Raw genomic sequence first — 19,086 nt, forward strand, 5'->3', positions numbered from 1 at the left:
CGCACAAGCGTCGCTCAAAAAGCCTATCACGAAAGAATGACGGATAACGCGGAACGAATGCATAGGCACATCGCACACCGATCGACGCACCTGGGCAACCAGAAAAATTTTGGTCTGCCAATCAAGTATCGGCAAAAAAACGCATGACCCTTCAATCCGTCGCACAGGGGCTCTGATAATTTCGGCACACTCGCTGATTCATCTACTCGAATGGATCACTACGACATCATCGTCATTGGGTGCGGCGCGGCGGGCTACAACACCGCCGTTCGGGCGAGCCAGCTCGGTCTTTCCGTTGCCTGCATCGAACGCGCGCAGGCCATCGGCGGGGCCGGCATTCGAACCGGATGCATCCCTTCGCGCCTCTTGCTGCACGCTTCCGAGATGTACGAAATCGCCGCGAAGGCAAAACATGCCACGCTGGGCATCCGCTGCGTGCCGACGCTCGATCTGTCGCAGATGATGCGTTACAAGACGAAAACCGTGGAAAACATGGTGCGCCATGCCACGCAATTGCTCGGCCGCCATCGCGTCAAGGTCATTCCTGGGACCGCGAGGCTTGCCGGTTCGGGAAAAGTGGCCTTGACCGGACCTGACGGTCTTTCGCGCATCATGTCGGGCAGAGCCGTCGTCATTGCCACAGGCTCCGAACCCATTCCCCTGCCGTTTGCCGCCTTCAACCATCATTCGATTCTTCATTCCGCCGATGCCCTGGCGCTCGACCGGGTTCCGCGTCATCTGGCGATTGTCGGCGCTGGGGCCACCGGTGTCGAACTCGCCTCACTATGGCGCCGCCTCGGGGCGCGCGTCACGTTGCTGGAGCGTCGCGATCGCATCTGCCACTGGCTCGATCGTGACATCGCGACCGCCCTGCAGCGCGCGCTCAGGCGCCAGGGGATCGGCATCCGGCTATCGGCCGATGTCGTCGGTATCGATACACGGACTGGCGGCGTGTCGATTCACGTCTGCAACGCGCCAACCGGGGAGATCGCCACGCTCGATGCCGAACAGGTCCTCGTTGCGATCGGGCGTCGTCCGGCAACGGTCGGCCTGAATCTCGCGAGCGCCGGCCTGCGCGCCGGGGTGGACGGCGAACTCCCCTTTCGTCCGTCCCCCTGCGCGGACGGAATCTGGGTAGTCGGCGACGCGACGGACGGCCCGATGCTCATGTCCAAGGCCGAAGAGGAAGCCATCGCCTGCGCGGAGCAGATCGCTGGCCTGCCAGGCTTCGTCAACTACGCGACGATTCCGAACGTCCTCTACACGAGCCCCGAAGTCGCCATGATCGGAAAAACCGAGGACGAACTGCGTGCAACAGGCGTACCGTACAGGATCGGTTACTGCCCGCTTGCCGTCAGCGCGCGCGCGACGATTCACGGCACTCAAACCGGGTCCGTGAAACTGATCGTCGACGCTCGCACCCATCTCATCGCAGGCGCTCATCTGATCGGCCCGCGGGCCGCCGAACTGATTTCCCAGGTGGCCATTGCCGTGGAGGCCTCCATGATCTGCGAAGACTTTGCGCGCATCTGCCATCCGTATCCCACCTGGTCGGAGTCGGTGCGTCAGGCGGCCATGGCCGCGGGCGGATGGATGATGCGCACGTAGCGCGTGCGGCCAGCTCCCGCGTGATGCAGGCGCTTTCCGACCATGCGATCTCGTGGATGTCCCACGATAAACCGGAGAACGAAGATGATTGAATATGCACTGCTGGCAAGACTCGAAGCCAGGCCCGGCAAGGAAGAGGCAGTCGCCGCGTTTCTCGCGACCGCGCTCGACATGGCCAACCGCGAAACGACCACGCCGATATGGTTTGCCTTGCGACTGTCGCCTTCGACGTTTGGCATCTTCGACGCGTTCGCCAGCGAAGCCGACCGCAACGCGCACCTGAACGGCCCCATCGGACAGGCGCTCATGGCGCACGCGGGAGAGCTGCTGGCCGCCCCGCCGGTCATCGAAATGCTCGACGTGCTCGGCATGAAAACGCCGCCGTCAGTTTCGTGAGCCACGCACACTGAAACGCGACTCCTGCAGATCCACTTCGTGCACCAGATCGCGGACGCGGCCCTCTTCCAGATGGCCCGCCCCGGCGATCCGGTATAACTCCTCGCGCTCGGCAGCGAGGGCGAGCAGGCGCAGCTTGCGTTCGACGTCGTCGATCTGCAGGCCGCGTTGCGCGCCCACTCCCGTATGACAACGCAGTTCGATCTGCTCGCGATAGTGTGCGATGAGCCGCGCGCCGGCTTGTGCAAACAGGTCGGCGTCGTCCGCGTTCTTCCCGGTCGCCTGGACGGCACGCTCGACGGCCGCGATCGCCGCTCGCGCAGTGGCGCATCGCGCTTCGTCCTCCTGACGTTGTTCGCGTGTGCCCGATGGCATCCGCAGCCCGCTCAGCACCCACGGCAACCCAATGTTCGCCGAAATCAGTGTCACGACGATCACGCCGGCGGCAAGCAGAATGGCCAGGTCGCGGGTCGGGAACGACGCACCACTTTCGAGGAACAATGGCAGCGTCATGACGCCGGACAGCGAGACCGCACCGCGCACGCCTGCCAGTGTCGTCGCCGCGATCACGCGCCAGTGCGAGGAACCGGTCGTGGCGCCGTGCTTTCCTGCCCCGGACAGGATCAGGCGGAAAGCCGCCCAGCTCCACAAAGCCCGGATCAACAGCAGTGCGCAACTGATGGCGATGACGTAGACGAGCAGCCAGGACCCGTCATGCCTGCCGGTCTGACGCAACGCTTGCCCGGCCTGGTCGATCACGCTGGTCAACTGCTGGCCAAGCAGCACGAAAATCACGCCGTTGCCTGCAAACTGCAGCGCGTCCCAGACGGCCGCGCGGCGAATGCGCGTGCCAGCCAATGCCCTTCCCGCCAGTTCTTCGTAGCTCATCACGATGCCTGCCGTCGCGGCCGCCAGAATCCCGGAGGCGCCGAGCCGGTCGGCCACAACGTACGCGCCAAATGGCAGCAGCAGGCTGATCAGGATCTGCGCGCCGGTATCCTCGCCGAACTGGCGCGCCGTCCAGTCCTTCGCCGCGTTGGCGACGAGTGTCACGACGGCGCCCGAAGCCACGCCGCCCGCCACCAGCCACAGGAACGTGCCGCCCGCGGCGGCGATCGAGAAAGCGCCCGTGGTCGCGGCCGCAATGGCAAAGCGCAGACAAACGAGACCCGATGCGTCGTTGAGCAGCGCCTCGCCTTCGAGGACATGCATGAGCCGCGCGGGCACGGGCACGCGCTCGGCGATGGCCGACACGGCGACCGCATCGGTCGGCGAGAGCGTCGCCGCGAGCGCAAACGCGACCGGCAGCGGCATGACCGGGATCAGCCAATGAATGAAGAAACCGGCCCCAAGAACCGTAACAACAACGAGTCCGAGAGCGAAAGCGCCGATCGTCCACCTGTCGCGCAAGAGTCCCGCCTTCGAGATTCGCCAGCCGTCGAGGAAGAGCAACGGCGCGACGAACAACAGCAGGAAAACGTCGGGGGAAAGCGAAACGCGAAAGCCGAACGCCTGGAAGACTAGCGCGCCTATGGCAATCTGGACGACAGCGACCGGCAGCGGGATCCTGGCGGCACGCTTGACGATGCTGCTCGCAATTACACATGCGAGCAGGACGACGGTGATCGTTATCGTTTCCAGGATCAACCCCTGCAGCCATTCGCGCGCGCGATCGTCGCCGGCGGATTCGCAGGCCATCGGCCCGAGCACACGCTTTCAGGTAAACGAAGGAATCCCGATCATATCCTGGCGTAATTGAGGAAAAAGCGGGATTGTCGAAATGCGCAAGAATCAACCAATTCGAGCAAAGGAATTCAATTCATTGCATCACGGTGCCGGTATCGTCGAGCGGACGTGCGATTGTCACCTTTACGAAACACCCGGACGCGCGAGTATCACGCGGAAATCGTGGAACCCACGGCCCCGTCGGGGCGGCAATGCGGCAATCGCTATGGCCGGTCGTTACCAGACGGCATCATTAGTCGCAGACTGGAACGCCTGCGCCCCTGCTCGCGCGCGAAGACTGCCGGGGTGCATCCGACGTGACGGTGAAACCGGCGCGTAAAATGGCTCTGATCCGCAAAGCCCACCGTCAACGCGATCTCCGCAAGCGGCAGATCGGTCTCAGTGATCAGCGATTGTGCGCGACGAATCCGGCATTGTTCGACAAAACTGATCGCGGTGATGCCGACGCAGCGCTTGAATAGCCGGCTGAAGTGAAACCGGCTCACATTGACGAGCGCCCCCAGCTCTTCAAGACTGATCGTCCGGTCAAGGTTGTCTTCGACATATTCCGTCAAGCGCGTGACTTCAAGACGGCTGAGCGAGCGCTCCTGCGGGGACTCCACCACGTCGAGGGCGTTGTAGCTTCGCAGCATGTGCGCCGCGAGCGCCGTGCACATCGAATCGACGATCAACACCTGAACGGGATGCACCTTCCTGTCCAGTTCCGCGAGCAGGGCCTGCGCGATGTGCTCTATCACGGGGTCGCGCACCTGGAACACGTTACGGATTTCCACGTGGCCGTTTGAACCGCCGAGTTGCTGCGCCGCCTGATCGACCAGCGCGGTGGGAATGCGCAACCGCGCGGACAGCCCCGAATCGCCCTCCCACGTTGATTCATAGCCAGCAGGCATGATGTAAGACATGCCACCTGTGATCAGGCCCGTATGCACGAAGCCCGCGCGGCGCTGAACCAGGCGGGCGCTGCCGGACGGGCAATAGCAGACGAGGTGATGATCGAGGCCTGCGTGGCTTTCAGCGCAGTTGAAATAGGGGCGATGAAGATCGAGCGTCACGCCGCCCCAGCCGCGCCCGCGAGTGGTGGCAACCGGCCGTTGCGGCCGTGCCACGAGAATCTCGTCGATCGTAATCAGTTTCGTGCGCCGCGAAGAAGGGACTACGGGCACACCCGTCGCCCCGCCTTGTAGCGCGGCGCCATCGCCTGGCCGTGGAAGCCTTCCAGCACCGGTTCGCACGAATGCATCAGGATTCTGGTCCTGCGATGCTGGGTAGTCCGAAGCTCGTGACAAATCGCGACCCATTTAGATCCACCGTAATCGGGTTACCGACGGCGATTCAGAGTCCAGATTGTGGCACACGTGATCGCGTTACGTTCGCTCGCTGACCACCGTTAAATCGCGCATCGCCGGATTATGTCAGGACAGTGTCCCGACCTAGCGGCTGGCGTAAAGACCGCGAGGCGGGGAGGTCGATCCCGGTACCGGCGACCGTAGCAACCTAGTTCGTCGAGACGTTGACGCCACGTTTAGCACGATGTTTGATCCCGGCTGTCTGGGTAGAACCCGCCACCTTCACCAGTCTTTCCACAGCGCCCTCGGCGACATCCTTGAATGCCGCGACGTTGCCATGAACCCGGGCAGCAAGCATGGCGCCGTAGACCAGCGACACGAGCGTTGCCGCCTCAGTTTGAACCGACGAACGCAGTTCGATGAGGTCGCTTTTCACGCCCGCTTCAAGCACCCGCTCAAGCCACGCAGTCAGGTTTTCGAAGAACGCCTTCACCGCTTGCGCCACGTCCTCCGGCAGCGAAGGGAGTTCGGCAGCCAGCATACCCGCTACGCAGAACGGCGCCGTGTCGTCCGCAATGCAGCGCTCCCAATGGCCGATGTAGGCGCGCAACTGCGCAATGGCGTCGGCACCGCTCGCCTCAAGTGAAGCCACATCGGCCTCAAACGCGTCCCGCCACGCGTTCAACACGGCGACCACGAGATCGGTCTTGGCGGGAAAGTGGTGGTGAATGCTCGCCTTACGGATGTCGATCGCTTCCGAGACGTCCGCGTAGCTGAACCCGCTATAGCCGCGACGCATGATGAGTTGCCGCCCCGCTGCAATGATCCTGTCTGCCGTCAGTTCGCCACTTGCCGTCATTTTGCCTACCATCTAGTCGGTTGAATATCCGACAGTTTATGCGTGGTGGGCAGCAATTTCCAGTCGCAAAGATTTTCTTGCATCTAAGCCATCCTACTAGTAGGATGGCTACATCGAACAGGGAATGCCCTGTCGAGTTCTCGGTCCCTTATCCTCTGGAGCATGAAAATGAAGCTTTCCTCATACGTCACCCGCATCGCCGCCGCTGTTGCCCTTTCCGCCGCCGCTCTCGGCTCGCAGGCCGCCACGGCCGCGCCGGTCAAGAACATCGTCCTTGTGCACGGTTACTTCGCCGATGGATCCGGCTGGCAGGCCGTGTCGAAGATCCTCACGCGTGACGGCTATAAGGTCTCCGTAGTGCAGGAGCCGGAAACCTCGTTTGACGACGATGTGAAGGCGACCACCCGGGTCGTCGATGCACAGGACGGCCCGAGCATCCTTGTCGGGCACAGCTACGGTGGCGCGGTCGTGACCGAGGCCGGCAATGACGACAAGGTCGCGGGTCTCGTCTATGTGGCCGCCTTCCAGCCTGACACGGGAGAGTCGCCGCTCGATCTGACCAAAAAGACGCCGCCGGCAACCAAGGCGATCAAGGCCACCGCCGACGGTCACCTGTACATCGATCCGGCTAGTTTCCACGAGGATTTCGCCGCCGACTTGCCCGCCAGCGAAACCCGCTTCATGGCTATTTCGCAGGTGACGCCGGCCGCGCAATCGTTCGGCGTGCCAATCACACACGCTGCCTGGAGAACCAAGCCGAGCTGGGCTGTCGTAGCGACGGCGGACCGCGCGATCAACCCGGATCTGGAACGCTTCATGACCCAGCGCGCCGGCAGCAAGACGGTCGAGATCAACTCAAGCCACGTGGCCTACATGTCTCATCCGGCCGAAGTCGCGAAGCTGATCGAGCAAGCCGCAGCGCAGTCCAGCAAGGAATGAAGAAGCGTGACGCGCCGCCCTCGGCTGCAATAGGGGTCGAGGCGGCTTGAGCCACCATTGATTTGCCGGCGAACGACAAATCCTGGAGCGGCGCAACTGTTGCCCGGCCATACCAGGATCGAGAGCACCGTTCACCGCCTCAGCATTGAAGTAGGCGACGCTCTTGAAAATGTCTGCATTTTCATGAGTAAATCGAAAATATCCAGACTGACTTATGCAGCCAGCCTTAATTCTTTAGAGGCATTCAGTTGATATTTAATTAATTGGCAGGTTGTACGTATAGAATATTTCGTCGCGCTGCCAGCCGAGCGATTCATATAGCGCCTGTGCCTTGAGATTATCTTTCGCCGTGGTGAGGTCCATGCGCACCTTTCCGTCGCGCTTCGCGTGCGCTGCGGCGACTTCGAGCAGGCGCCTCGCGATGCCATTGCGCCGGTTTTCCGGCGAGACGTACAGGTCATACAGCACATAGATAGGCGCTGCGGCTACGGAGCAGAACGAGGAGTACAACTGACAGAAACCGGCCAGGCGGTTCTCGTCGCTCTGCGCGACGAAAATCACCGAATCCTTGCCGTGCGCGCGTGCGATGATAAAACGTCTGGCGAGTTCGAGGTTGGAAGGCTGCTCATAAAAGACGCGATAGTCATCGAAAAGCCGGATCATTTCGGCGAGATCGCCAGGTTCGTATGTTCGGATTTGCATGAGGTCGAGTACGCCGAAAGAATCGCGGTGGAATGAATAAGCGCGACTATAAAACAGCGGCCTCCATGCGCAAAAGAGCCACAACGCACCCGGATTCTGGAGCCAGCGAGTGCGAGGCCCAGCAACGCTCGTCAAGAACATGAACAGCCAGGAAAAGTGTTGGGATAATGCGGTGATCCAGCGCTTCTTCAGGATCGCGGTCGCTGGAACAATCACAATGCCACGCGTCTATCGGGAGCCCCTGAGGCGATGAATACTTTTCCCTTCGTTCCCCTTACCGGAGCACAAGCGGATTACGACGCGTTCATTGGCGAGGCACCCGCGTTTCGTCAACTGGTCAGGATGATCGATCGGGTCGCGCCCACCGATCACGCCCTGCTCATCATCGGGCCAACCGGATCGGGCAAGGAACTGGTCGCGCGCCGCGTACACACGCGCAGCCTGCGCCACGATCAACCGTTCGTTGACGTGAATTGCGGTGCGATTCCCGAACATCTCGTCGAGGCAGAACTGTTCGGGCACGTCAAAGGCGCGTTCACCGGCGCCGGCGAGAGTCGTCCGGGGCTTTTGCAGCAGGTCGGCAAAGGCACGCTGCTGCTCGACGAAATCGGCGAGTTGCCGCTCGCGCTGCAACCCAAGCTGCTGCGTGCACTCGAAACGCGGGCGTTCCGCCCGATCGGCGCCTCGTCGAACGTGCGTTTCGAGGGACGCGTGGTCGCCTCGACTCACCGGGATCTGCGCGAACTGGCACACCAGGGGCTATTTCGCGAGGACCTGTTTTACCGGCTCGCGGTATTCGTGCTGGGCGTGCCTGGGCTTAACCAGCGTGTCGAAGACATCCCGGCGCTCGCCGCCCACTTCGCCTCCCAGCAGGAGCGCCGCATCGAGTTTTCGCCTGCCGCCTTGCGGCGGCTCGGCCGACATACCTGGCCGGGTCATATCCGTCAATTGCGCAACCTGATCAGCCAGTTGAGCGTCCTCGCCGAAAAGCCGCTGATCGATGAAGACACACTCGAGCCGTTTCTCCACAGCGAAACAGCCGGATCGGTTTCGCGCGCGGCGCTCGCGGACATGCTGCTGCAACTCGAGGGACGCGACAAACTCGCCGCCGCCGAAGACCTTCTCGTCGATCGCGCGCTGGAACGCAGCGCGGGAAACAAGAGCGCTGCCGCCGCTTTGCTAGGCGTTGGGCGCAAGACCGTCGAACGCCGCCTGAAGTCGCGCGAGGAGCACCACCGCGAAGCCCACAAGAGCCTTGAACATGCGAGTGCGCTGATCGATGCAGCGCGCTTCGCCGAGGCCATTCCTCATTTGAGACGTTGCGTCGACGTGCTGAAAACCAGCCGTGACGAGGCTGCCACGCGCCGCGCACAGTTCGACGCCTACCGGCTGCTCGGCATGAGCCTGCGCAGCGTGCACGGCTGGCTGTATGCAGAAGCCACGGCCTGCTACGCGGCCGCGCTCGAGATTGGCGTCGGGATTTGCGAGCCTGGCGAAATCGCGGCGATCCAGTTCGGCGTCTGGACGACCCAGTTGACGACGCTCCAACTCAAGCAGGCGCGCGCGAGCGCACAGGAGATGCTGCAGCGCGCCCAGAACAGCGGGGACCGCGTGTCGCTCGACGAGGCGCACGTCGCCATGACCAACACGCTCTACTGGCTCGGCGACAGCGAAGAAGCCCTCGCCTGCCTCGCGCGAGGCAATCTGCTCGGCGTGACGAGAGACGATGTGCGCACGGGCTCGCAGGGAATCGATCTGGCGAGCCTTGCGTTGACGTTCGAAGGCTTGGCGGCCTACCAGATCGGCGAGTTCGCGCAGGCCCGACGCGCGATGGAAATGCTGATCCTGCGCGCCGGCGAGCCGGGTACGCACGCGTTGGCGCACGTCGTCAATCTGCAGGGCGCGGCGTGGCTGGCTTGTCTTTTCGACGATCGGGCGCGGCGCGGGCCGCTCGCGAGCGAGCTGGAGTCGGTGTCGATCGCCAATGGCTTTGCGTTTTATCGCGGCATGGGCCAGATACTCCGCGGCGTCCATCTCAGCGCGCAAGGCTTGAACGCGGAAGCCGAAGTCCTCATGCTCGACGGCTACGACAACCACATGGTCTGCAACGGCGGCGCGCTATTCCATTCCTTCAAGATGTGGCAGCACGGCGAACTGCTGCTGCGATCCGGCCGCGCCCAGGAATGCGAAGCGATGCTGGCCGGCGCGGTCGACGAAACGCTCGCCCGCCAGGAGCGCGCCCATCTTGGTGAACTGCTGGTAACCCGCGCGCGGGCGCAGTGGGCGCTCGGAGATCTGACGTCTGCCGAGCAGGGATTGCGCACCGCCCTTTCAACGGCGCTCGCGCTCGGTTCAGTGCCCGCGCGCGTGGATGCCGCGCGCTATCTCGCCGACCTCCTGCGCTCCACAGGCCGCCGCGCCGAAGCGATCGACACGCTCGCTCGCGGCGTGCGGGAGCAATCGGCCGAATCGACTGGCCGCATTGCAGACGCCATCGCCTTGCTAGCCGAACTGCGCCACGAAGCTTCTGCCGACCCGGACACCCAGGGACTCGTCGCGGGCCGCTGAGTTACGTCGAGTGGTCGAAATCGTCCACTACCTGCCTTTTTCGCGGACGGAATCGTCCTGCGCCGCTCTGTCACGCGCCGCGCTATCCCACTGGCACAGCGCCGTTGCGCGCTGGTGCGATTGTTGCTCACCCTTCGGTATTCGGGACCGCGAAAAAGGCCAACTTCGCCCGCACCGAAATCACAATGGGGTCGCCACGCAATAGACCATTCGCGAGCATGGCGCAGTTATCCGACCGTAAGGCAAAAATAATGATAATCGACATAGAACAAGAAACCGTTCAGCCTTCGAAGCGCGCCAATCAAAATGCGAAGCGCGTGATGGCACGGCAAGACGCCCAAACCGGCGCACAAGGAGAAAGCGCCTACACGGCGAAAAATCTCGATGGCGCCATCGCGCACCTTGAGTTTGCGATTGCCATCGACGGCAACATCGCCGTGTTCGGTCAACGCTACTGGCTCGATCGCGTCCAGCGAATGGCGTCCACTCCGCAGATCGTGCCGGCCCAGGCGCGACGACTTCGGCATTTGCTGGATCGACTCAAGGACGCTTGAACGGCACCCTTTCTGCCGAAGCGTTGGGCGGCGCCTCCTCATCAACCAGCCGACGTGTGAAGTACGGGCCGAAAGCCGGCGCTTAAGCCGTCTTCGCTTCACTCCGCCTGCGGCGCGGCTTGAGGCGCTCCGGCGGCGCGCGCATTCGCGCGATGAATCGCGACGATCCCCGCGAGCGACACGCAGGCCGGCACTGCCGCCGCCGCGAACAGCGACGCCGACGACCAGTGCAGATGCATCAACGCGCCGCCCAGCACAGGGCCGACCACCGAGCCGATGCGGCCGATGCCCAGACTCCAGCCGATCCCCGTCGAGCGCAGCGCGGTCGGATAGTAGGTCGCGGCGAGCGCATTGAGTGCAGGCTGGCCGCCGATGATCGAAAAGCCCGTCAGGAAGATAGCGAGGAACATCGCGGCCACCGACACCATCACAGCGGGATTGCCGATCGCCGCCGTCGCCGCGATGGCGATCACGAAGGTGGTGGCCAGCACGCGCGTGAAGCCCGCGAGATCGATCAGACGCCCGAGCAGCAGCGTGCCGATCACCCCGCCGCCCCACAGCACCGTGCCCGCGAGCACGGCGGTCTGCGTCGAGTAACCCGCCTCGCGAATCACCGTCGGCAGCCAGTTCGAGAGGAAATACATATCGAGCAGGTTCGCGAAATTCACGATCCACAGCAGCACGGTCACGCGTGCGCGGCCTTCCTTGAAGAGTTCGATGAAGGGCACGCCGCGCGAGCGTGTCTCGGCGCTCGTGAAAACGGCATCGGCGGGCAGCGCGAGGCCGGGCGCGACGCGCGCGAGTTGGCTGCGCACGCGTCGGGTCGTCTCATCGGCGCCTGAATTGCGGCGAAACAGCAGGAACTGGATCGACTCGGGCAACGCGAGCCACATCAGCACACCCATCGCGAGCGGAATCGCGCCGCCCACGAAGAACACCGCGCGCCAGCCGAAGGCCGGAATCAGCGCGGCGGTAATCAGGCCGCCCACCACGCCGCCGAGCGTGAAGCCGCACGAGACGATCATCATCAGCGTCACGCGGATGCGGCGCGGGCTGTACTCGCCCGCGAGCGCCATCGCGTTCGGCATGATGCAGCCAAGGCCCAACCCCGCCACGAAGCGCCAGAACACCAGTTCGCCGATGCTGTGCGCGAAACCCGTGGCGATCATGCAGGCCGAAAAAAACAACGTCGCGCCGATCAGCACGGGACGCCGCCCGATCCTGTCGGCCACCGTGCTGAACGTGAGCGAGCCCACCAGCATGCCGAAGAGACCCGCCCCGAACACGGGGGCGAGCGTTTCCTTCGCGATGCCCCATTCGTGGATGACGACCGGCGCGACATAACCCATCGCCTGGACGTCGAAGCCGTCCATCACGAGGCACAACGCGCACAGCACCACCACCAGCAACTGATACGGCCCGAAGCGACTCGCGTCGATTGTCGCCGTTACTTCCACGTTTCTGCTCATGCCTGCTCCAACCGATATGAAAATCGTCTCAATCCGCGCTCTACAGTTCGAGCACCAGGCGCGCGCCTTTCGCGCGCGAACAACAGGTCATCATGCGCGACTGCGTCTCGCGCTCCGCACGTGTGAGCACTACGTCGCGATGATCGATCTGGCCCGCCAGCACGCGCACCTCGCACGAACCGCACAGGCCTTCCTCGCAATCGCTTTGTACGTCGATATTGGCGCGGCGCAGTGCATCGAGCACGGTCTGGTCCGGCGCGACGGTGAGCACGAGGCCCGAGTCCTTGAGTTCGACTTCGAAGGCGTGTTCGTTGGCGGGATCGAGCTGGCCCACGCTCGCCGCGAAATGCTCGACGCGCAGCGCGTCCTCGGGCCACGCCTCGCTTGCGGCCTGCAATGCGTCGAGCAGGCGTGCAGGCCCGCAGGCATAAACACGCGTATGCGCATCCACCTGTAGCGCGTCCAGATCGTTGCGCGTGCCTTCGTCGGAAACATACAGATACAGCCGCTCGCCGTGCTGTTGCGCGAGTTCGTCGATGAAGGCCATCGTCGCGCGCGAGCGGCCGCTATAGTGCAGTTCGTAATCGATACCGAGTTCGCGCGCGCGGCGCGCCATTGCGCTGATCGGCGTGATGCCGATGCCGCCCGCGATAAAGATCGCGCGGCGCCCTTCCTCGTCGAGCCGGAAGTGATTGCGCGGTCCACGGATTTTCAGCCTCATGCCTGCGCGCAACGTGTCATGCACCCACGCGGAACCGCCCCGGCTCGCGGATTCGCGCAGCACGGCGATTTCGAACGCACCCGCATCGGCAGGATCGCCGCACAGCGAGTATTGACGCGACAGCCCCGTTTCTCCGCATTCGACATCGATATGGGCCCCCGGCGCCCAGCGCGGCAGCGTGCCGCCTTCGGGCGCGGCGAGGCGCAGGCGCACGATGCCGTCGGCGACCGCCTCCACCCGCTCCACCACCACGGGTCGGCTCAAGGCGTGCGAGGACGGCTCGCCGATACGCACCGGCACATGCGCGTCGAGCAGCGCGGATTGCGCGCGCTCCGGATTTTGCGCGGGGTCCCACTCGACCCATAGATGTTCCGGACCCCGAAACGATGTATTCGGCACATAGGAGAAGGATTGCTCCGCGAGGCGCATATGCGGCAGGCGGCGCGTGAATTCCTCCAGGAAGATCTGCATCTCCATGCGCGCGAGGTTCTTGCCCATGCACTGATGCGAGCCATAGCCGAACGTCACGTGATCGCTCGCGTTGTCGCGGCGAATATCGAAGAGATCGGCATCCGCGAAATGGCGCTCGTCGTGATTGGCCGACGAGGTCACGATCAGCAGTTTCGCGCCCGCCGCAATATCGACGCCGCCGATGCGCACGTCCTTCGTCGCCAGCCGTCGCCACGCGGCGACAGAACCGTTGTGACGCAGGCATTCTTCCACCGCGTTCGGAATCAGGCTCGGGTCTTCGCAGAGTTCGCGCCATGCGTGCGGATGCTGAAGCAGCAGCTTCATCGCATTGGCCGTGGCGTTCGCCGTGGTTTCGTGCGCCGCCACGATGCCGGCCATCATCATCGAATGCAGATACGAATCGGTGACGACGTCGGGGTGTTCTTTCTGCCTGCGAATGCCGTACTGCATCCAGCCGGGGCCGTCGGGGTTCTGGCGCATCTTGTCGAGCACCTTGCCCGCGAACTGCCAGAAGTTGCCCACCGCATGCGCCACCGCGACCTGCTCTTCGGGACGCGGACGTCCCCACGTGTTGACCGTATGCGCAATCGAATACTGGCGCAGCAGATCCATATCTTCTTCGGGCACGCCGAGGAAATGGAGCGCCACCGTGAGCGGCACTTCCCAGAGCATCTGATCGACGAGATCCGCGCGGCCATCGTCGATAAAGCGGTCAACGTATTCACGCGTGAGACGGCGCACCATGGGTTCGTGGTGCTTGAGATGCTCAGGCGTGAACGGCTCCATCAGCACGCGGCGGCGCGGCATGTGCGCGGGTTCGTCCTCGTTCACGAGCGTACGGTTCATCGCGTAGCCATAGGACTCGAGCACGGCGTTGGCCTCAGGCCCGGTGGGCGTGATTTTTTCGAGCGCGATGGAAGGCGAAAACGTGAGGTTGTCGCGAAAGATTGCCTTGATGTCGTCGTAGCGCGTGACGACCCAATAGCCCAGTTTCGGGCTGTAGAACACCGGCTCCTGCTCACGCGCCCAACGCACGTAATCGGGCGGGTCCTGCTGGTAGCCGTCGCTGAACGGATCGAAGGCCGCCGCGTTCGCGCTAACCGGGCAACGCTCCGGGTGTTTTAACTCCGCTTGCGCGGTTGCGGGCGCCGCGTGCGAAAAGGGACAGCGCCCCGCCGTCGCGCCCGTGGGTTGGGAAGCTGTCTCGCTCATCGTGCCGTCTCCTGCCTGAAGCATTTCGATTTGCGTAACTCTAGTACGCATTGCGTAATTCAGAGATAGGGGTTAACCTCGAAACACTGAGACATACGGGTGGCGTAGCCGCTCTTCTAGAATCGTCGTATGAAAAAAGAGATATCAGGGACAGCGTCCGAAGCCGTTGCCACACGCGAGCGCCGGCAGCGCGTGCAGTCCGCGCAAACCGGCATGGCCGTGCTCAAGGGGCTGGCGCGACTCGGTGGCCGCGCGAGTCTTTCGGGCCTGGCCGCCCACGTGAGCGAAAGTCCCGCGAAAGTGCATCGCTATCTGGTGAGTCTGATCGAGGAAGGACTGGTCGCGCAGGACAGCGCGACGCAACAGTACCGCCTCGGCACCGAGGCGATGATGATCGGCGTGGCGGCGATGCGCCAGGCCGATCCCGTGCGCGTGGCCGAACCAGCGCTCGCACGCTTGCGCGAATCGCTGGAGGTGACGTCGTTCGTCGCGGTGATGGGCAACAAGGGGCCGACCATCGTGCGCTTTGAAGAATCGGGCCTGCCCGTCACGGTGAATGCGCGGGTGGGATCGGTGATGTCGCTGCTCTGGTCGTCCACAGGCCGGGTATTTCTCGGCCTGCTCGACGACCGCCGCACGCTGGCGATGGCGCAGGAGGAATTCGCCCATGCAGCGCCCGACCTGCGTGCGCTGCTCGAAGCGCTGGATGTGCACGACCCGGTCGGTGCGCTGCGTCGCGAAGTACAGGCGCGCGGTTGCGCCAGTATCAAGGATACCTATCTAAAGGGTATTAGCGCCGTGTCCGCCCCGCTCTTCGATCACAGCGGCAAGATTTGCGCAGTACTCACGGCGCTCGGCGCGACAGGCGGGTTCGACCCGTCGCCCGACGGCGCGATTGGCCAGGCGGTGCGCGGCGAAGCGGCTGCCGCAAGCACGCTGCTTGGCTACGCCGCACCGGCCGCCTGATCAAGGACGCTTGAGCAACGCGCGCACGCTCACTGGATAACGCCGCTTTCCTGCGCTTCCTGCTCCTGCGGAACCGCACCGCCCCATGCGGGAAACGGATCAGTGAAATCGCCCCATGCCAGCGGGCCTGCGGCCATCTCCGCATCGTCGAGCAAACAGGCATCCAGACGGTGACGCAACGCGGCTTCGTCCATGTCGATGCCGATCAGCACCAGTTCCTGGCGCGCGTCGCCCACCTTCTCATCCCAGTTGTCGTCGATGAACGCGAGCGACTCCTCGTCCGTGGGCCAGTGCGACTTCGGCACGGCGGCCCACCAGAGGCCGGCGGCGCCGTGCCGGCACACAGAACCAGCCTGTGACCAGGACCCGGCGTGCGTGGGCCGGCTGGCAAGCCAGAAAAAACCCTTCGACCGCACCACGCCCGGCCATTCGCTGTTCACCAGCTCCCAGAAACGCTGCGGATGCATGGGCCGCCGCGCGCGCCAGACGAAGCTGCCGATGCCGTATTCCTCGGTTTCCGGCGTGTGTTCGCCGCGCAACTCTTGCAGCCAGCCGGGCGCTTTCGCGGCCTCGTCGAAATCGAACAGCTTCGTATCGAGCACGCGATCGAGCGGCACCTTGCCGAACTCGGCGATCTCGATGCGCGCACGCGGATTCAGGCCCCGTAGGATGGCAATCAGGCGCTCACGGGCCGGCATGTCGATCAGGTCGATCTTGTTGATGACCATCACGTCGCAAAACTCGATCTGCTCGATCAGCAGATCCACTACGGTGCGCTGGTCTTCCTCGCCGAGCGATTCACCGCGCGCCTCCAGGCTGTCCTGCGAGCCGTAGTCACGCAGGAAATTGAATGCGTCGATCACCGTCACCATCGTGTCGAGGCGCGCGACATCGGACAGGCTCTGGCCGCGCTCGTCGGCAAACGTGAAGGTTTCGGCCACCGGCAGCGGCTCGGAAATGCCCGTCGACTCGATCACCAACTGGTCGAAGCGTCCCGCCTTCGCAAGCTGGTTCACCTCCAGCAGCAGGTCCTCGCGCAAGGTGCAGCAAATACAGCCGTTGCTCATCTCGACGAGCTTTTCGTCAGTGCGCGAAAGCTGGGCGCCGCCATCGCGCACGAGCGCGGCGTCGATGTTCACCTCGCTCATGTCGTTGACGATGACAGCCACGCGGCGGCCTTCGCGGTTGTTCAGGATGTGGTTCAGCAGCGTCGTTTTGCCGGCGCCAAGAAAGCCGGAAAGCACCGTCACCGGCAGGCGTGAATCCATTGAGGGCTCCTTTTCGTTCTATATCGCATGGATTATTTGAGATGTTATAACATAACACACAAAAGATCGCAGGCGGAATCGGCTACTGCGGCTTCGCGTGCCCGGTCGGCGATAATCGGGCTACCCCCGCCCACCGCGAATCCCGCCGTATATCCGATATTTCTGCTGATGAGATCGCATCTCCACGCCATCGTCACGGCGCTGGCCGCCGCCGCGCTTTTTGGCGCCGCCACGCCGCTGGCCAAGGCGCTCCTCGGCACCCTGCCGCCTTTCATGGTGGCGGGGCTCTTCTATCTGGGCAGCGGCGCGGGACTCGGCATCGCGATCCTCGTGCGCCGACTGCGCCGACTGCGCCGCCGCGCGGACGCCCCGCCCGAGCACACGCCGCCGCGCCTCGCCGAAGCCCCCTGGCTGGCCGGCGCGATCGTCGCGGGCGGCGTGGCCGGTCCCGCGCTGTTGATGCTCGGCCTCGTCACGACGCCCGCGGCCACCAGCGCGCTGCTGCTCAATCTCGAAGGCGTGCTGACGGCGTTGATCGCGTGGATCGGCTTTCGCGAGAACTTCGACGCGCAAATCGCGCTGGGCATGGCCGCCATCGTCGCGGGCGGCTTGCTGCTGTCGTGGAGCGGGCCGCACGCGGGACTCGCTCCTGGCGCGCTGTTCGTGATGGGCGCGTGTCTGTGCTGGGCGATCGACAACAATCTCACCCGCAAGGTCTCCGCCAACGACGCCATGACGATCGCCTGCCTCAAAGGCCTGGCGGCCGGGCCGGTCAATCTGCTGCTGGCCTTCTGGCTGGGTGCGCACTGGCCCGACGGCGCGCGCCTCGCGGCGGCCATGGCGGTGGGTTTCGCGGGCTACGGCGTGAGCCTCGTATTGTTCGTGGTCGCGTTGCGCAATCTGGGCACGGCGCGCACGGGCGCGTATTTCTCGGTGGCGCCGCTGTTCGGCGTGGCGCTCTCGCTGATGCTGTGGCCGCAGCGGCCCGCGCTCACGTTCTGGGCCGCGCTCGCGCTGATGACGCTGGGCGTCTGGCTGCATGTGCGCGAGCGCCACGAACATGAGCACACGCACGAACCGCTCGACCATACGCATCGGCATCGGCACGACACACACCATCGGCACGAGCACGATTTCGATTGGGACGGCACCGAACCGCACACGCACGCACACCATCATCTGCCGCTCACGCATACGCACGCGCATTTCCCGGACGTACATCACCGGCATTCGCATTGAGCGGTATCGAGCAGATGCGCGCGACTTTTGCGCCCCGCGCGCCGCGCGCATACTGGCGCCATCCGAAGATCCTACGATCCGCCAAGGAGACGCAACGATGGCTTCCCTTTACCGCGACCTTCCCCTGGACACCGACGCCGCGCATGCGTGGGCCACGCTGCGCGATTCGCGCAATATCGCCCGCGTCTTCTCGGGCGTGCTCACCGACGCGCGGGTGGACGGCGATCTGCGCACGGTGACGTTTGCGAACGGCAATGTGGTGCAGGAGCGCATCGTCGCGGTCGACGACGCGCGCATGCGCGTGGCTTACACGGTCTGCGGGCCGAATTTCGAGCACTATTCGGCGTCGATGCAAATCGTCGCGGATGCGACGGGCGGCCGCTGCCGACTGGTATGGATCTGCGATTTCCTGCCCGACGATCGGCGCGCACTGGTCGAGCCGCTGATGGATGCGGGTTGCGCGGCGGCGGCGCGCAATCTGGCGTTGTGACGCGGCAATATCAGATCCCCTTGCAAGACCAGCGAAAATCATGCGCCAGATGTTTGTGTGCCACCGCGCTCATGTAATTCGGAGTGGTCGTTTTGGGTTGGCGGTTAGTTGCATTTGATGACTGAATCGCGTACTAGCCCGCGGAATGGGCACGTCACAGAAATGCATACAATTTTCTTGTTAAATACAAACTTTTCCGGAGCCGACCCAACTCAAATCATGTGCACCCAACACGAGGGCTAGCCGCCGGATCGCACGACCCGGCGGCATTTGCCTACCCAACGCCTTTCCTTGGGCCTAACGGGAAAACTCATCGAGCGACAAACCATTCATGCGCGGCCCGAACGCGCCGATCTCTACGCCCACGCCGATGCTGGTCACAAAGCGCCGCAGGATCAAGCCATTGGACGAATGCTGCAACGCCATCACGATCGAACCGACGGAGCACCACAGCAAGGAAAACGTGAATACGCTTCGGCATCCGAATTTATCGGGTAGCCAGCCCAGAAAAAACGTGCCGATACCGTTAAAGCCGAAAGAGCTGGACATCATGTGCTGAAGCGCGCGCCGGCACCGCCACGGCAGCACCGGC

The 19,086-nt window shown here is 63.7% G+C and carries 15 protein-coding genes and 1 pseudogene; 8 read left to right on the forward strand and 8 right to left on the reverse strand.

Annotated elements, in window-relative coordinates; all coding sequences use genetic code 11:
* Positions 1-210 precede the first annotated feature (210 nt).
* Both B0G62_RS11070 and B0G62_RS11075 read left to right on the forward strand, forming a co-directional pair.
* Positions 211-1,608 (forward strand): dihydrolipoyl dehydrogenase family protein, encoded by a 1,398-nt coding sequence (locus B0G62_RS11070; RefSeq protein WP_103704232.1) that lies wholly within the window; start codon positions 211-213, stop codon positions 1,606-1,608.
* An 84-nt stretch (positions 1,609-1,692) separates the two neighbouring features.
* Positions 1,693-2,004, forward strand: coding sequence for a putative quinol monooxygenase (locus B0G62_RS11075; protein ID WP_103704233.1), 312 nt, complete (start codon positions 1,693-1,695; stop codon positions 2,002-2,004).
* Here the strand turns inward: B0G62_RS11075 and B0G62_RS11080 are convergent.
* The 3 genes from B0G62_RS11080 to B0G62_RS11090 all read right to left on the reverse strand — a co-directional run bounded on the left by B0G62_RS11080 (position 1,993) and on the right by B0G62_RS11090 (position 5,895).
* Positions 1,993-3,702, reverse strand: coding sequence for a Na+/H+ antiporter (locus B0G62_RS11080; RefSeq protein WP_244193186.1), 1,710 nt, complete (start codon positions 3,700-3,702; stop codon positions 1,993-1,995). The two genes, B0G62_RS11075 and B0G62_RS11080, sit on opposite strands and share 12 nt — an antisense overlap.
* 251 nt (positions 3,703-3,953) lie before the next feature.
* Positions 3,954-4,856, reverse strand: a complete 903-nt coding sequence (locus B0G62_RS11085) for an AraC family transcriptional regulator (RefSeq protein ID WP_244193187.1) — start codon at positions 4,854-4,856, stop codon at positions 3,954-3,956.
* Between the two features lie 388 nt (positions 4,857-5,244).
* The gene (locus tag B0G62_RS11090; RefSeq protein WP_103704423.1) at positions 5,245-5,895 is read right to left on the reverse strand and encodes a TetR/AcrR family transcriptional regulator; all 651 of its coding nucleotides are present in this window, start codon (positions 5,893-5,895) and stop codon (positions 5,245-5,247) included.
* Between the two features lie 168 nt (positions 5,896-6,063).
* Between B0G62_RS11090 and B0G62_RS11095 the strand changes: the two genes are divergently transcribed.
* Complete coding sequence (locus B0G62_RS11095; protein ID WP_103704235.1) at positions 6,064-6,834, forward strand: alpha/beta hydrolase; 771 nt, start codon at positions 6,064-6,066, stop codon at positions 6,832-6,834.
* 255 nt (positions 6,835-7,089) lie between these two features.
* Here B0G62_RS11095 and B0G62_RS11105 read toward each other — a convergent pair whose 3' ends face one another.
* The gene (locus B0G62_RS11105) at positions 7,090-7,536 is read right to left on the reverse strand and encodes a GNAT family N-acetyltransferase (protein ID WP_103704237.1); all 447 of its coding nucleotides are present in this window, start codon (positions 7,534-7,536) and stop codon (positions 7,090-7,092) included.
* A 249-nt stretch (positions 7,537-7,785) separates the two neighbouring features.
* Between B0G62_RS11105 and B0G62_RS11110 the strand changes: the two genes are divergently transcribed.
* Positions 7,786-10,104, forward strand: a complete 2,319-nt coding sequence (locus B0G62_RS11110) for a sigma-54-dependent transcriptional regulator (protein WP_103704238.1) — start codon at positions 7,786-7,788, stop codon at positions 10,102-10,104.
* A gap of 218 nt (positions 10,105-10,322) precedes the next feature.
* Positions 10,323-10,658 carry a hypothetical protein gene (locus tag B0G62_RS11115; RefSeq protein ID WP_146055252.1) on the forward strand — a complete coding sequence of 112 codons (336 nt, stop codon included), beginning with the start codon at positions 10,323-10,325 and terminating at the stop codon, positions 10,656-10,658.
* A gap of 98 nt (positions 10,659-10,756) precedes the next feature.
* Here B0G62_RS11115 and B0G62_RS11120 read toward each other — a convergent pair whose 3' ends face one another.
* Positions 10,757-12,127, reverse strand: coding sequence for an MFS transporter (locus B0G62_RS11120; protein ID WP_103704240.1), 1,371 nt, complete (start codon positions 12,125-12,127; stop codon positions 10,757-10,759).
* Positions 12,128-12,167: 40 nt separating this feature from the next.
* Complete coding sequence (locus B0G62_RS11125) at positions 12,168-14,531, reverse strand: cytochrome P450/oxidoreductase (protein WP_103704241.1); 2,364 nt, start codon at positions 14,529-14,531, stop codon at positions 12,168-12,170.
* 129 nt (positions 14,532-14,660) lie between these two features.
* Here B0G62_RS11125 and B0G62_RS11130 point away from each other — a divergent pair, with 129 nt between their 5' ends.
* A complete protein-coding gene (locus tag B0G62_RS11130; protein WP_227473253.1) occupies positions 14,661-15,497 on the forward strand; it encodes an IclR family transcriptional regulator in 837 nt (278 codons plus the stop codon).
* 29 nt (positions 15,498-15,526) lie between these two features.
* Here B0G62_RS11130 and zigA read toward each other — a convergent pair whose 3' ends face one another.
* Positions 15,527-16,765 carry a zinc metallochaperone GTPase ZigA gene (gene zigA / locus B0G62_RS11135; RefSeq protein WP_103704242.1) on the reverse strand — a complete coding sequence of 413 codons (1,239 nt, stop codon included), beginning with the start codon at positions 16,763-16,765 and terminating at the stop codon, positions 15,527-15,529.
* Positions 16,766-16,933: 168 nt separating this feature from the next.
* Here zigA and B0G62_RS11140 point away from each other — a divergent pair, with 168 nt between their 5' ends.
* Both B0G62_RS11140 and B0G62_RS11145 read left to right on the forward strand, forming a co-directional pair.
* A complete protein-coding gene (locus B0G62_RS11140; protein WP_103704243.1) occupies positions 16,934-18,004 on the forward strand; it encodes a DMT family transporter in 1,071 nt (356 codons plus the stop codon).
* Positions 18,005-18,101: 97 nt separating this feature from the next.
* A complete protein-coding gene (locus tag B0G62_RS11145; protein ID WP_103704244.1) occupies positions 18,102-18,494 on the forward strand; it encodes an SRPBCC family protein in 393 nt (130 codons plus the stop codon).
* Between the two features lie 351 nt (positions 18,495-18,845).
* Here B0G62_RS11145 and B0G62_RS32685 read toward each other — a convergent pair.
* Positions 18,846-19,031: pseudogene (locus B0G62_RS32685) on the reverse strand (MFS transporter); the annotation flags it as partial.
* Positions 19,032-19,086: the final 55 nt, after the last annotated feature.

Source organism: Paraburkholderia eburnea, assembly GCF_002917095.1.
GTDB classification, from domain to species: Bacteria; Pseudomonadota; Gammaproteobacteria; order Burkholderiales; family Burkholderiaceae; genus Paraburkholderia; species Paraburkholderia eburnea.